Annotated in this window: 13 protein-coding genes; 11 read left to right on the top strand and 2 right to left on the bottom strand. The window is 40.6% G+C overall.

Going from position 1 to position 15,322, the window contains the following annotated elements; all coding sequences use genetic code 11:
- Positions 1–62: 62 nt before the first annotated feature.
- The 4 genes from B153_RS0116460 (at position 63) to B153_RS0116480 (ending at position 3,785) form a co-directional block, all read left to right on the top strand.
- Positions 63–1,475, top strand: coding sequence for a SusD/RagB family nutrient-binding outer membrane lipoprotein (locus B153_RS0116460; protein ID WP_425423149.1), 1,413 nt, complete (start codon positions 63–65; stop codon positions 1,473–1,475).
- A 244-nt stretch (positions 1,476–1,719) separates the two neighbouring features.
- Complete coding sequence (locus tag B153_RS0116470; RefSeq protein WP_020597832.1) at positions 1,720–2,118, top strand: hypothetical protein; 399 nt, start codon at positions 1,720–1,722, stop codon at positions 2,116–2,118.
- A gap of 406 nt (positions 2,119–2,524) precedes the next feature.
- Positions 2,525–3,202, top strand: coding sequence for a hypothetical protein (locus B153_RS0116475; protein WP_020597833.1), 678 nt, complete (start codon positions 2,525–2,527; stop codon positions 3,200–3,202).
- A gap of 139 nt (positions 3,203–3,341) precedes the next feature.
- Complete coding sequence (locus B153_RS0116480) at positions 3,342–3,785, top strand: hypothetical protein (protein ID WP_020597834.1); 444 nt, start codon at positions 3,342–3,344, stop codon at positions 3,783–3,785.
- Positions 3,786–3,923: 138 nt separating this feature from the next.
- On the opposite strand, the gene B153_RS38700 is transcribed toward B153_RS0116480, so the two are convergent.
- Complete coding sequence (locus B153_RS38700; RefSeq protein ID WP_020597835.1) at positions 3,924–4,052, bottom strand: hypothetical protein; 129 nt, start codon at positions 4,050–4,052, stop codon at positions 3,924–3,926.
- A gap of 80 nt (positions 4,053–4,132) precedes the next feature.
- Here B153_RS38700 and B153_RS0116485 point away from each other — a divergent pair, with 80 nt between their 5' ends.
- The gene (locus tag B153_RS0116485) at positions 4,133–4,543 is read left to right on the top strand and encodes a hypothetical protein (RefSeq protein ID WP_020597836.1); all 411 of its coding nucleotides are present in this window, start codon (positions 4,133–4,135) and stop codon (positions 4,541–4,543) included.
- Between the two features lie 424 nt (positions 4,544–4,967).
- Positions 4,968–5,531, top strand: coding sequence for a DUF4760 domain-containing protein (locus B153_RS0116490; protein WP_157634726.1), 564 nt, complete (start codon positions 4,968–4,970; stop codon positions 5,529–5,531).
- Positions 5,532–5,703: 172 nt separating this feature from the next.
- Here B153_RS0116490 and B153_RS0116495 read toward each other — a convergent pair whose 3' ends face one another.
- Positions 5,704–5,916 carry a hypothetical protein gene (locus tag B153_RS0116495; protein WP_020597838.1) on the bottom strand — a complete coding sequence of 71 codons (213 nt, stop codon included), beginning with the start codon at positions 5,914–5,916 and terminating at the stop codon, positions 5,704–5,706.
- A gap of 457 nt (positions 5,917–6,373) precedes the next feature.
- Here B153_RS0116495 and B153_RS0116500 point away from each other — a divergent pair, with 457 nt between their 5' ends.
- From B153_RS0116500 to B153_RS0116520, 5 genes are all read left to right on the top strand, one after another.
- A complete protein-coding gene (locus B153_RS0116500; protein WP_020597839.1) occupies positions 6,374–10,090 on the top strand; it encodes a tetratricopeptide repeat protein in 3,717 nt (1,238 codons plus the stop codon).
- A 496-nt stretch (positions 10,091–10,586) separates the two neighbouring features.
- Positions 10,587–11,474, top strand: coding sequence for an Rpn family recombination-promoting nuclease/putative transposase (locus B153_RS0116505; RefSeq protein WP_020597840.1), 888 nt, complete (start codon positions 10,587–10,589; stop codon positions 11,472–11,474).
- A 323-nt stretch (positions 11,475–11,797) separates the two neighbouring features.
- Positions 11,798–12,316 (top strand): DMP19 family protein, encoded by a 519-nt coding sequence (locus tag B153_RS0116510; protein WP_020597841.1) that lies wholly within the window; start codon positions 11,798–11,800, stop codon positions 12,314–12,316.
- Between the two features lie 436 nt (positions 12,317–12,752).
- The gene (locus B153_RS0116515) at positions 12,753–13,610 is read left to right on the top strand and encodes an Rpn family recombination-promoting nuclease/putative transposase (RefSeq protein WP_020597842.1); all 858 of its coding nucleotides are present in this window, start codon (positions 12,753–12,755) and stop codon (positions 13,608–13,610) included.
- Positions 13,611–14,217: 607 nt separating this feature from the next.
- Complete coding sequence (locus B153_RS0116520; protein ID WP_020597844.1) at positions 14,218–15,216, top strand: lipid A deacylase LpxR family protein; 999 nt, start codon at positions 14,218–14,220, stop codon at positions 15,214–15,216.
- Positions 15,217–15,322: the final 106 nt, after the last annotated feature.

Here is a 15,322-nt window from a genome sequence, read left to right on the forward strand (position 1 = left end):
CAAAGAAGCTCATGAATTTACTGAATTATAAACGCTACGTATTGCTGCCCCTGTTTTTGGGTATGGGTGCCTGTAGCAACTTTCTGGATATAAATGTTACGCCCAACAACCCGACTGCCGTAACCCCGGCCGTATTGTTGCCGGGTGCTCAGGCGGGTACGGCTTTTGCCGAATCCAATGAAATCAATCGGTTTGCGGAAGTGCTGGTTCAGCATCTGGCCGGATCGGGGAATAGCCCCGCCAATTACGATGTGTTCCAGACCAACGGAGCCGATATGGAAAACCAGTGGCGGTTCGAAATCTATAACGGGGGCCTGATCAACTTTCAGAAACTGGTCGATCTGGGCGATGCTACGAACTCAAAAGCGTACAGCGGTATTGCCAAGATCATGAAGGCCTACACCTTCGCGATTGCAACAAATGTGTGGGGCGATGTTCCGTATTCGCAGTCCCTTCAGGGCGAAGCGTTTACCGCTCCCCGCATCGATAAGCAGGAAGATATTTACAAAGGGAACTCGTCGCAGGGGATTCAGAGCCTGTTCGATCTGGTACGCGAAGGCATTAAAGACCTGGACGCTCCTTCAGCGCTGAAACCCGGTGCCGAGGATTTGATTTACGGGGGCGACCTGGCGAAGTGGAAGCGGGCGGGAAATAACTTACTGCTCAAGTTTGCGGCCGTTATCAGCCGGAAAGAGCCTGCCTTGGCCACCAGCGTGATCAACGAAGTATTGACGGGCAATAATTACATCACGACCAATGCCAACGACATGAATTTTACGTTCGGATCGACGGTAGGTAGTCAGGACCCGCGCTACAGCTACACGTACGTAAGCACCTTTAAAGACGACATCATTTTGAGCACGCGGTATCTGAATATGCTCAAAAGCATGAATGACCCACGTTTGCCCATCTTCTTCACCAAACCCGGTGCGGATTATGTCACGATCGACAACGGATTCCGGGGTACGTTGCCCGCGCCCGTTACCAACTGGTCACGGTATAACAAATTCATTACGGGCAATTCGGGCGAAGGTCCGGTACGGATGACTACCAATTTCGAACGGGCGTTCATCCTGGCCGAAGCCGCCCTGCGTCTGGGTACACCCGGCGATCCACAGGCCCTCTACACCGAAGGCATCACCGCATCGATGACCCTGGCCGGACTCTCCGCCGATCAGATCAAAGCCTATCTGACTGCCAACCCAACCGTGGCCACCCTGTCGGGTACCAATGAGGAAAAAATCGCCCAGATCATCACTCAGAAGTACATCGCCTGGACCGGAAACGGCCTGGAAGCCTGGAACGACTACCGCCGGACCGGATACCCCGCCNTGCAACCCTCCCAGAATGCAGCNGGTATCGATGGCACCCGTCCCGTGCGCGCCGTGTATATCAATACCGAAATTCAACGCAACCCCAACTTCCCAAACCCAGCTCCTCAGACAAACGTACGGGTCTGGTGGGATGTGGATTAATGGTTACCCCAACTGTCATACGCATTTTCATGAAAAAGATACTTTTAAACCTGTTGTTGCTGGCCCTGGTGGCTGGTGGCAGCTTCTCCTGCAAAGACGATCTGGTCTACAGCGATCTGGTGCGGGACAATCGGCCGGCCATTCCGGTCACNGTCCATAGAGTGCGCTAGTGCCAGCTTTCGAGCGACAGGCGGCACGTCCCGCAGGTCAGCGTTTGGGCTTCCATTCCGGGTTTCGTGCGACAATGCAAACGCCTGAGTTATTCAGGCTTGATAGTGTTAACTTTTTTAATGTGGATTGGCAAAGAGATAAAAGGCGAATAATCAATTACTCATCTGACAGATTGCAGTCTTTTGAAGTAGTTATGTATGAGTGGATTGACAACCTTAATTTCACAATTAACCCGAGAGAATGTCTTGACAATGCTGATGAGTACATAGACATAGCTAAAGCAAAGTTTTTGGAATCGGGTTGGGACGGCGATGGTGAGGTAGAATTAATGTGGATTCCACCATTTATGTTCACAGGAGTAAGAACTCCGGAATTTACAGCCGGAGTCACTATATGGCACGTCAAACAACGCGAAGATGGTCTTTCTTGGTTGTTAACGCCTATTGAGTTGCCTTGCCAGTCAGAATTTTAGATTCCACGTGTGCCGTGTCGCGGGCGACAGGCAGTACGCCGGTAGATCAAGGTTTTCAGCCCAACCAAACGGGTGTGTAAAGGTTCAGGTACGTGCGTTTGTTCAGGTTGTTCGCCCACCATCAACACCCGTTGGCGTTGGGTGGTCAGTCCATAAAGTGCTTGCGGGGCAGCTTCCGTGCGACAGGTTGAACGCCCCGGCAAGGTGGCGTTGGGGCTTCCATTTCGGCGTGTCGGTTGACACGAGAAATGCCCCGGATAGGCAGGTTTTGAAAAGTAGGTTTGCCACTTGGCGTGCGACAGACCAACCGTTATTATACAAATCTTTATTAGCTAGAGAGCCATTTCACCAACAGAATAACTTTCTTATTTGTACCACATTTATAAGCTTCAAAAATATCTAACGGATGGATAAGTTGTTTTTAACTTATATTCTCAATGGTAGCCATAATGGCATGTACTTATTATGTGAGACAGAAGATGATGGTGAATTTCTCAATCTAGATGATAAATTTATTTATGTTAGGCTAGAAGATTTTTGGAGTTATAAAAAGCAATTCAAATTGGCATTTGAACTAAAAGAATTTGTCTCCGTGCGGAAAGTTTCATGGGAAACTCGACATTATTTTAGTTGTGAGAGTTCTAATTTGACGTACCAATTGGCGATGAGGTATTTAGGACCTTACTTAGAAGAACAAAAATTAAAAGACTTTAAATATCATATGTTTGATATAAAAGTTGATGAGGTTATAGTAAATCCAGATGGTAAAAATAATTATATTCAACTTTATTTTTTAAAAGCTATTAACTATTTAGAATACCTACACTATAACTCTTGGCACTATGATTATGATTTACCTTCTGACAAGCAGAAGCAAATTTTCATATTAGATGAAGAAAGAATTCTTTTCAACTCTATCCACATGGTTATCAGGCGTATTCGCTCGTATGAAAATGATAAGCGTAAAAATCCTCCAAAATTTCCAGACTATAATTATCCAAGAAAATACAGTGATACGGCAGATGACGAAGATGATATAATGGGAGCTTTAGGAAATGGAGAAGGTGATGTCTACGGATTTTGAACCGCTTAACAGGCGTCAGATGAATTAATTAAATATCAGAAGTGAGTTCAGTAAAGAACTTTATAACAAGACAAGCGGTATAAAGCTTTACCTAAATTTAAACAACAATCAGGTTGACTAAAATCAGTTTAAAATAATTATGGAAAATTTACCTAGTTGGTATAAATTGATTTATAGCTGGTGTAGAAAACGCAAACCCAAAGGTTACGGCCTAACGCTACCTTTTTTAGTAGGTGCAACTGATTTTCCTTCGGTGAGTGAACTTCTGAATGATATTAATAGTAAGCAAACACCAGAAAAAGTCATCATCAGATTTTGTCAAAACAGACAAGAATATGTACTATCGTTAGACGATGTTTCATATCCAGTTTCAACCTATTTGTCAGGGGAAAATAATCTTCTTTACGATGATGATTATATCGAATCCATAGAATCATTTTCAAAAGTAGTTGACTACCTATCCGGAAAATATGCAGCGGTTATCAATGCAGGTCTCTATTCTATGAATATGAAGACTAATGAATGGGAAGTATTTTCAGGAGAGGATATTAATTTTATAAATGATTCATTATCAAAGTGGTGAAGAAGCGTTAAGTAATCGCTCCCGTGGGGTAGCTTTCGTGTGACAGGACGCACGTCCCGCGGGAGAGTTGGCAGCCCAACCAAACAAGGGTGCAAAGGTTGACGCCACGTTCGTTCAGGCACGTAGCATCCTCATCCATCAGCCCTTGTGGTCGTTGGGTGTGAGGCCAAAGAAGTGCTTGTTTGCCGTCGTCTCGGCGACAGGCCGCACGGCTCGACAGTCGGGCTTTTCGGCTCGTTTGCCAGCTTCGGTTGACAAAGTCCACATCTCGATAGGTTATTTTGGGCTTATTAGGTAGGTTCCGGTTGACAAGTTACACTCCGCAACAGTTGAGCTAATTGACAAGTATGAGAAACATCAAACGAAAGATCAAGTCTTTGATTAATAAATTTGAAATGGGGCAAATCAGTACTGAGGATGCACTCAGCCAAATCAATGAGTTGGCTCAGACAAAGATTTCTCATTATGAACTCGTCAGCTACAGTGGCTATACAGACCAAGACTCATTTGTTGACCAAATTACTCAAAAACCACTACTAAACTGGCAAGACATTGGTGATGAAGAAGCTATCGATCTAATAGAAGAAATTCTGTTGAACACCGATAATGATGCCCTATTAGACAGGAACTCTGAAGCCCTCGAAAAGCGATATAGAAAACCTACGGGAAAAGTACGTAATTACATTTTCCACGAAGCCATTCTAACCAGTGGAGACATACTTGCCGAATTAAAGAAAGATACAGTTTTCTATATTTAATTTATTCCACGCTGTCATCGTTCCGGCGACAGGGAGCACGTCTCGCAGGAAAGCTGGGCAGCCCAACCAAACAGGGGTGTAAAGGTCGAAGGTTGTGGTCGTTCAGGGATGTAGTGAGTTCACCATCAGCCCCTGTGGCCGTTGGGTGGAGCGAACAACAGAAAACAACGTATTGGTGAGCTTGCGTGCGACAAGGAACACATCCTGGACAGGCAGGCTGTTTGGTTCGTTAGTTGGCCTCGGTTGACAAAGGGAACATCTCGACAGGTGGCTTTTTTAGGCTCGTTTAGCGGCTTCGGTTGACAATTTACCTAACTAGACGAATAAGTCAGCTAGCTTTTTTTACAATAAACGAGTAACTCATTCATTATTAGCACTTTCTACTTCTTGTATACTGCTACACCAAATATTCTATGGTATTGCTATGTCTATATCTGATTTTACAACTATATATAATCCCTTACTTCAGACATTTATAATGTTTTTAGGGCTTTTATCAATTCTCTTGTTAGCTTATCAAGTTAAGCAGAGCAGCGACTGGAATAAGGTTAATTCTCAACATAATTTATACACGTTGTTGCCTGATATTAAACTTGAAAAAGAGTTTTGGTCAATAGCTGAGAAATACTCAAATGGAAATAATAATGGAAAATTAACTTATGAAGATGCGCAAAAAATAAGGGAAAATTATGAAGAATGGATAATATTTAAAACGTATATTAATAGCTATGAGAGAATTTGCTCTGCAATAAATCTTGGTGTAATTGACGAGCTGTATGCATATTCAGTTCTTCATTCAAAAATGAAAGACGTTAAATTATGTTGCTATGAGTATTTTGAATATGTCAGAGAAATCAAAAAGGATAGAGAACTATTTATTGAAATAGAAAACGCTCTTGATATTTTCGACAAAATACAACAAGAAAGAGAAAAAAAATTGAAGAAAGCAACATCGATTCATACGGGGACGAGAAGAAGAAGATATTGAAATTTAACTGTAGGCACATCCCGCACATCTTGCGACAGGATGGCTTATTACTCGTTTACTGAGTTGCGTTCGGCAATATAAGTGCTCCGGTTAGGTCAGTCTGACAGTTTTAATAAGGATGTTACTGCTGAGAAGCTAAACCCTTTTATTAAATACCTGACCATACTATCTACTATTTTGATTTAGGTATTTGGTTATAAGCTTTATGACCTTTCTGCCATTCAGGTTTGATGAATTTCTTTAACTCTGCAAGGTTATAATGCGCTGTTGGACCAGCACCGAACTCTTGATTGATGGTGCGAGGATTACCGATTTTAACGGCATCAAGAAACTGTTGGTGAAACTCAGCTTTTAAGTAGACTGTAGCAAATTCTTTAGGAGTCATGTATGCATCATTTGTTATAATCAAGAAACAACTGATAACTATGCAAAGTTGCCAATATTAAAATTTGACTGAAGAGGTAGCTTGTCGGGCGACAGGATACGCGTCCCATAGTAGGCTTTGCAGCCCAACCAAATGAGGGTGTAAAGGTTGGAAGCGGTTGATGGTTAATAACGTAGCGTTCTCATCCATCAACCCTCATGGTCGTTGGGTGCCCACAAAGTATAAAAAGCTCGTGTTCGGTCTTCTGGGCGACAGGCCGCACGGCTCGGATATGGTAACTTTAGGCTGCCATTTCCACGTTCCCGTTGACAGGCCAAACGCCCTTACCATGCATGTTTTGGATTTATAATTCCGTATCATGGCGACAGAGTAAAGGTTTTGTAGATCAAGCTTTTGGAAATACAATTCAATTTTTATCATTAAATTAATCTGCACTTGATTATTTTTTATAATAACAATGAAAAAGCCATCATTTAAGAAGAGCTTCGTTGCTCACAAAGAATTCACCGATAGAGATGACTTCAAAGAAGTTTTAATGAATGCTTTAGAGAATCCACAAAAACTTGATGAATATAGGGTTAAAGTATTCTACGGAGCTGGTGGGCAGGGAAAAAGCTATCTACGTGATGATTTTTTTGTAAAAAATTATCTGTCACCTAAATCTAAAGAAAATAAGAGCCTAATCTATGTTGAACCTATTGACTTTGAGAATGATACAACAGTTCAACGGTCAGATGAGGCACTGATTAAAATAGCGGCTCATTTGATTGAGAAGGGAAGTATCCCGTTACCTGCTTTTTGTATAGGCTTCATAAAATATAAACAAAAGAAATCTGCTGAACAAGATATTCAAACCGCTTATCCTTATTTATTTAAACTTATTACAAAGTACAAAATAACTAGCAGTGAAGACGCAAATCACACAGTGGATTGGATTGCGGGCGAGGTTTTTAATGAATTAGTGAATATAGGTTTAGAGTTATTTTCTGAAAGCCTCAAAAGTATTCCAATTATCAATTACTTTACTGACAAAGCTATTAAAAAAGGGAAAAACAAATTAATAGAGTGGATTCGGAGTAGTGAAGTAAAAGAAATTCTAGGTAATTTAGATACATTCACTGAAACACAGCTATTTGAACGTTTACCAAAATTACTAGCATATGATATTTATAAATATCTTGAAAATAATATTAATTTGGATGGTAATCTACAAAAAAGAATTGTAATTATTTTTGATGGATATGAGCGACTTTGGCCAAGCGAGATCAATCGTAATATTGATAAAGATAAATGGATTCGTGAATTTATTAGTGATTTACCAGGCGTGCTTTTTGTCATTTTCGGTCGAGATAAAATAAATTGGTCAGAAAACGACGAAGAATGGAATTCTATTCTCGACCAGCATTTAATGCAAGGATTATCTGATCAAGACGCAGATAAATTTTTGCAAAAAATTCCTATCGCAGAGAAAAACATTAGAGAAGCAATCATAGAATCATCTAAAAGCATTAATGTTCAAGAAGGATGTCTACCTTTCTTACTTGATATTCAGGCTGATACGTATGCAAATATAATCAACAGTAACTCCTCTTTAAATGCAGAAAGATTTATGGGTAATGATAAACAAGTTATTGAACATTTTTTTGAGCATATTCCTAAGCAAACTGCTTATGCTATTAAAGTTTTGAGTAATCTTTTACATATTAATGAATCAATAATTAATTATTTAGTAAGAAATCAATTTATATCTGCTGGTATAATATCTATGAAAGAGCTGAAGTCATTTTCATTTATAAACGTGGAAGCGGGCCAAGCAACAATTCATGGTTTGATGCGCGATCTAGCTTCAAATCAATATCAAAAAGAGCATTTAGAGGAATGGTTAAGACTGCAAGAGGCAATGTTTAATTATTTTGACAAACAACTTATATTCTCAGAATATACTAAAGTAAATTCCTCTATTGAATTTATTTTTGAATATGCTTCTTTTTACAAAAATAAGTACGATTCAGTAAATATGGCCGAATGGGTAGTTGATAGAACTGCTTTTCTATGGGGTAGTGATAAGCATAACATTATCACTAATATATTGATAAACACCGCTAAATTACAGCAAATTCAAGACAATAAATTTTTATTGGGTAAATTATATTTTAGACTTTACAACAGATATGATGATCTAAAAGACATTAGAAGTAAAGAATATTTTTTAAACTTATCTTTTAAATACTTTAGAGAGATTTTACCTATTCCATTAAACTCAATTGATATAGAAAATCTTTTATTAGATGATGAAAAGATAAAAATTTTAAATTGGCAATTTGAAGTAATACAAGAAAAAGCAAAAAGCCTCAGTGATCAAGATAAATTACCAGAATCGGACGAATGGTGGCAAATTGTGATTAACTTGTCAAATAAATTCGGATTAAATTACAATAATATTGCCTTTTCTGAACTTTTATCTAAAATGGGTAGATTTGCAGAAGTTGAGCATACTTTCTTTTATAACTATCTCAACAATGATGAAAGTATACAAAAAGCATATTATGCAAATCAGCTAAGACGTTTGATGTTTAAACAAGGAAGATATGAGGAAGCCTTAAAGTTTCATCAAATAGCAAACTCTTATTATTCCACGGTTACTGATGAACCATCTTGGAAAGCGTTTATGGACGTTATTTATGCGAGTATTTATATTAAAAGTGGTGAAAATTTAGATTTAGTTGAAAATATACTAGCCTCTTCCTTTGATATATATAGAACAAATCTTTCAGAAAATCACCCATGGATGAGTCATTATTATATAGTTTTATCTGAACTATATATAATTCATAATCAAATTGAGAAAGCCAAAGAAGCATTAGCTAGTGGTTTACAAATAAATGAAAAAATATATACCAGTTTCAATAGTGAGACTTTTGAATTTCAATTATTATTTGTAAAATTAGTTGAAATGTATTTTATAAATGACAAAAGCTTACTGTTTGAAGATGAGACTTATGATAAATTCAAAAGTTTTTATATTAAAAAAATGGGTGATATGGTAAGTGTTGGTGTTAATATTTTAGGTATATATCATCCAGTATTGCATGAAATGTTAGAATGGCTGATAAATAGCTATAAGTTTTTAGAGAAACAAAGTCACGTTAAATATTATAAAGATAAACAGAATGAATATCGTAGAATTTTAAGTAATAGAATTACTATCAGAACGAAATTATTTGAAAATATAGAAATTTCGCAAGAAGAATTAAGTATATTTTTAACAAAATGTGATACAATAACTAGTTTACCTTCAAATTCTTCATGTATTAAAATAACAAAATTTAAATTGCCCTTTTTTAAGACTTTTAATTTATATTGTGTTTCGTTTACAGAATTACATTTTCCTTATTTTAAGTATTTTTTGGCAAATGAAAACTCTGTATATCTTTTAGACTGGACAAATACAATAATATATAAGATTGCTGAAGAAGATCTCTATTTAACTGAACAAAATGTTATCCAATGGACTGTCTTTTTCTTTGATGCCGTTAAAGGGCGCCATGGTGGCTTTTATCTTTTAAGCGATAAAGATGATATTCCATTTATGTTAGATACAATAATAGCAGACAGTACTAAGAAAAAAATTGCCGATATAGTTAACCCAATTAAAATTCTTGTTAACGAAGTAGAAAATTATATTTTAGAATCTCAAATGGTTTTTAAGAATTCATTATTTAATTCTAAAATCAATGTTGATAAAGATACTGGAAAAATTAAGCTTTTTGATGAATCTATTTTAGAAGTAGAAATAGAAGGTGATAATGTGACAGATTTACCTATTTCTATTGACCCAGTTTATGTAAAAATGGAGAATTGGTGGGAAAAATCAAATCTTACATTACAGGAACTTGTAAGCGTTATATGTCAGTATTGCCTTGATTTGGAAGATGAAGCTAACAAAATGGCAAATTCTATACTTTGGGAATTAAATAACAACAATGCTATTCCAATCAAAGAGACAATTATTGTATCTAAAAGTGTATTTGAATACCTCAATTCTATTAAGAAAGATGATTTAAGTTTTGTCAAATTACATGCAGACAAACTAGCTGATTTTTGTACAAAACTAATTAACTATTTATCGGCTATAGATAAAAAATTTACTCATCTAAGTGTAAAAGATAGTTAAAAGCAACCGTGAATATGCATCGTTATTCGCTCCGGATAGAGTGCCTATAGTGCATCCGGCAGTTCCTTGGTTCATATTAGGCAGAGCGGATGAAACAAGTTCATGTGCGTTGCGCTCAGCATAAAAGCGGACAGTAAGTTGTCTATTTGCTTCGCGTAGGTTAGCTTTCCGTCGACAGGAAGCACGTCCCAGAGGAAAGTTTGCAGCCCAACTTACTGAGTGTGTAAAGGTTGGAAGTTTTCGCGTTCAGTGACGTAGCGTGCTCATCCATCAACACTCAGGGGTGTTGGGTGGAGCGAACAGGCTGTAAAACAACGTAGCGGTCGGCTCGCGTGCGACAGTCAGCGCGTCCCTAAGTCCGGCTGTTTGGCTCGTTTGGCGGCTCTGGTCGACAGCATAAACACCTGAATTGGGTAAGTTTGCGTTTCATTCCTTACCTCCTTATGACATAGGAAACGCTCCGATTAGGCAGCCCATTATTAACTACCTTTACCGCATGGATTTGTACAACGACAACGAGCGGTTTATTTCGATTCTTTCTGATTATGGCTTTAAAGTAACCTTCGGCAACGAGACCGACACACGATTTTTGCGTAGGGCGTTACAGGCTCTGATGCAATCTCCCGTAGCCATAAAAACGGTTGAGTTTATCGAAAGCGAGATTCCAGGTCTTACTAAAGACAGCCGAAGCGGAGTGTATGACATCGCTTGTGTGGATGAAGCTGGCAATCAGTTTATCGTTGAGATGCAATTGAGCAAGTATCCTGACTTTATTCAGCGTATGAAATTTTATTCGTTCTATCGGCTCAACACGCTGGTTCGAAAAGGCAAATATAAGTTCGAGGGCTTGCCCAAGATTTACTGTATTGGTATTTTGGCGTTCAATATCTTTCCTCGCATCGCTGATTATCATAATGTTGCTACCCTGAAAAACGAGAAAGGCGAACTGATTGATGACCAGACCACGTTTATCACAATAGAACTGGCCAAATTCAAGAAGCGGTTATCCAGCATACAGACTGATTTGGACAAACTCATTTACACGATGAAGACTCTACACAAAGCTACTAAGCCTAAGCAGTTCCCCCAGTTCTGGAGTGAGGAATGGTTAGAAGCGGCCATTAAAGAATTGGATACGCGAGCCATGACTCCAGAAAAGCGGATGGCCTACGAAATGACCCTATCGGCTAATGCATTGGCGATTGAGAATGAAAACAGGAAAATCCAGGAAGCCAGAGAAGCCGAAAATTTAGCGGTGAAAGCTGAAACAGTTAAAAATGCATTACAAATGGGCTTAACAACGGACCAGTCAGCCAAATTAGCCAGTGTTACCCTTGAATTCGTGGAGAGTGTTAAGCAAAATCTTTCCTCCAAAGAAAAATAATTGGGCAGCTTTTGGGCGACAGGGAGCCCGTCCCGAGGTGAAATTTGCAGCCCAACCAAACGAGGGTGTAAAGGTTGACACCCCGTTTGTTGTCTTGAGTTGTGCCCTCATCCATCAGCCCTCGCGGGTGTTGGGTGCAACAGACAGCGCGTACGTATTTGGCGGCTTCCGGGCGACAAGGAAGTCGTATCAGCATGGCAGCTTTGAGGTTCGTTTGGCGGCTTCGGTTGACACGAGAAACGCCCCAGTTGGGTCGGTTAGGCTTAAAAGGTAGGTTCCGGCTGACAGAGGGAGCATTATTGTAAATCAACTATAACAACGATATGCAAAAGAGTAGCTATCAAGATGCTATAAAAAATTTAGACTTTGCAAATGTTGAGTTTATCGAGTTACCTAATGAAGTGGCAAGTCGCATTAATGGTTTAATCGCGACATTCCCCGACAACGAAGACCAAATTATTCAATTACTCCCCGATGCAATTCGGCTGGTTTATCTAATTGGGGAATTAGAATCAGTTATCGGCAACGACGGTTTGTTAGCTATCTTTATCAACTATGATAAGATCCAAGTGAACCGGTTTGAAACAGCAGTTGAACAATCTGGCCACAAAAAGTACCTGTCTTTGTTCAGAAAAGCTCGTTCCTTAGCGGAGTCGAAATATCAGTTGAAGGCTGGGATCAACTTAGCGGATGATTTACCAGATGCAGATATTGAAGAAGTATTCGGCCCCCAAATAATTGAGAAAATCGAAGCCATTGATGAGCAAATGAACGAGCTACAGGATAAGGGCGAATATTGGGATAAAATTGAGGTTCTTTATAAGGAAGGTTTGAAGAAATAATGAGTAGGGCAGCCTTCCCGTCGACAGGGAGCACGTCCCGGCGGAAAGCGGGGCAGCCCAACCACCACTGTGTTCGCATGCGAACGAACCCCCGAAAAACTGTTAAATTGCCCTTTTTGAGTAACTCCTGATTATCAAGCAGTTGCAATTTAACAGTACATCCTAATGAGGGTGTAAAGGTTGTAAGTGGTTTGTGTTGAGGGTAGTTTTGCCCTCATCCATCAGCCCTCATGATCGTTGGGTGGACCAAACAAAAAGCAGTGGCGTATTTGCGGGCTCCGGTCGACAGGACGCACGTGCCTACAGGTAGGCTTTTTTGCTTCTTAGTCGGCTTCGGTTGACACAAGAGACGCCCCAATAGGCCAGTTTGAGTTTTCATGTTGGGGGGGGCGGCTGACACGAGAAACAGAGTCAAGCTTTCTGCTAACTTTGCCAAATGGAGACAGGCGTTTATATTCCAATTATTTCAGACTACGGCTTCAAAGCCACCTTTGGCAATGAAGCCGATAGTTTGTTTCTACGTACGGCGTTACAGGCTCTGATCAAGTCGGACACGCCCATTCGGGAGGTGCATTTTGACAAGAATGTGTTTGAAGCGCTGACCATCGACAGCCGAAGCGGTATTTTTGATTTAGCTTGCACCGATGAAAACGGTAGCCAGTTCATCGTGGAAATGCAGTTGGGCCTAGCTCCGTATTTTGTGCAGCGAATGAAGTTTTACGCCCTGCATAAGTTCAATACAGTTGTCGAGCGGGGAGAATTTGATTACGCTAACCTACCCAGAATATACGCTATCGCTATTTTAGCAAAGAGTATTCTACCAACTGCTCATTTTCATACGGTTGCTAACCTAAGGAGTGAAGCGGGTGAAATCATTGATAGCCAGATGACGTTTATCACGGTAGAATTGGCTAAGTTTAACAAGCAAGTAGCTGAGATAGAGACCGATTTAGACAAACTGGTTTATACCATGAAGACGCTTCATACAATCGAACCTACCCAATATCCGGCTTTTTGGAATGAGGAGTGGCTCAAGCGAGCTATTGACGAGTTGGATACGCGAAAAATGACCCCAGAGGAACGGGCTTACTTTGCTCGTGTGACAGCAGCCAATGCCGAAGCAGTAAAGGCTGAGAAGCAGAAAATCCGGGAGGCTGTAGAACAAAACGAGCAATCTATAAAAGCGGAAACGGTCAAAAATTTGTTGGGTTTGAATATTTTGAGTGTAGCTCAGATTGCAAAAACCGTTGGCGTGACTGAAGATTTTGTACGCAAGATCTCCGTCGACAGGTAGCACCTCCCAAAGTCAAAGTTTGACAGCCCAACCACCACTGTGTTCGCATGCGAACGAACCCCCGAAAAACTGTTAAATTGCCCTTTTTGAGTGACTCCTGATTATCAAGCAGTTGCAATTTAACAGTACATCCATCCATGTGTGTAAATGTCTCCCTACGATCGTCATCAGCACATGGAGGTGGTGGGTGTTATTTTCATAGTTAATCTTATAATGTATGGATCTTTATATAATCGCCTACCTAATTATTATGTCGTTGGCATTTTCGTTTTCGATAAAGAAGTTATCAGCTCAAATTGCCGAATTACTTGCTAATCAGCGAAAAGCCGCTGAATCCCAAAATGAAATACTTGCAGAGTTGAAACGCCTTACCCCGTCTCGTGGGTCTACTCTTTAGGCTCGTTCGCTCTGTCAGAATCACTGATTTTAGACAGGAAACTAGTTACTAGGCAGACTTTGCTAGTTATTTCCCATTGTACTATACCCCCATGAAAACGCTCAGCAGGAGCCCTTCATGAAGCCTTCATTACCTTGTGAGGCTCTACGCTCCAGCATGAGTACTGCCCCAATCAATCCGTTACTGCAGGATAGGCGTAGATAGAGTATTATGCCAACACATAAAATCTATCTGGTCGCTTTGGCTTTGGGATGCTTATCCCCCATGTTGAGTGTAGCACAACGCATCGACAATACCGCATCGTTTCGGGACATGGGCTCGGATACGTATGCTCGCTTCCACTACGACAACGATTATTTTACGGCAACGGACTATTATTATACCCAGGGCTACTCGATTGAAATTGTCAATCCGGCCCTTCGTAAAAATCCGCTGACGAAACTGCTCGTTAAACCCAAAGGCAACCCGATCCGGTATGGTCTTGCACTGGAACATTTTGGGTTCACACCCACTACCCTGAGTAGCGATGCCATTCTGGTAGGCGATCGTCCGTTTGCTGCCGGCATTCTGCTTAAAACGTTCAGTATCACAACCGATACGCTGCGTCGGGTTCGGGTGTCGTCGTTACTCAGCACGGGGATGGTAGGGCCAGTTGCGTTTGGTTATGAAATGCAGGCAGCGATTCACCGACTTATAAACGGCGTTGAACCCCATGGCTGGGAGCACCAGATTCGTAACGATGCCATTTTGAACTATACGCTCACCTACGAAAAGCAGTTGTATGCGTATCAGCATGCGCTATCGGTAAGTGCTAATGCCCAGGCTCAGGCCGGCACGTTCGTGAATCGAGTACAAACGGGGTTTGTAGTCATGGCAGGACGATTCGATCCACCGTTTGCCCATTCGATAAACAAGCGATTGCCCTTGCAATTGTATGTATATGCCCAGCCTTTAGTTAGTCTTGTCGCCTATGATGCTAGCCTGCAAGGTGGGCTGTTCAATCGAAGCAGTCCATATGTAATTCCAGCCAATCAACTGATGCGTACCCCATTTCAGGCAAACTATGGGGCTGTCCTTCGGTATCGAAAACTATACCTGGAATATTATCAGTCGTGGCTTAGTCGCGAATTTGAAACCGGAATGCCTCACCGTTGGGGGGGCGTAAAAATCGGCCTCGCTTTCCATGCATCCGATCAAGTGGCTAACTGAGCCTGACAAGTGCTTTTCAGAACAGGCGGCATAGCTCGTGGCCTTCCGGGTTTACGCTCAATGGCAACGTATTTTCAAAAAGGGAATCTTATTAAAGGTTTTTCAG

It is taken from the genome of Spirosoma panaciterrae DSM 21099 (assembly GCF_000374025.1).
In the GTDB taxonomy this organism is placed as follows: domain Bacteria; phylum Bacteroidota; class Bacteroidia; order Cytophagales; family Spirosomataceae; genus Spirosoma; species Spirosoma panaciterrae.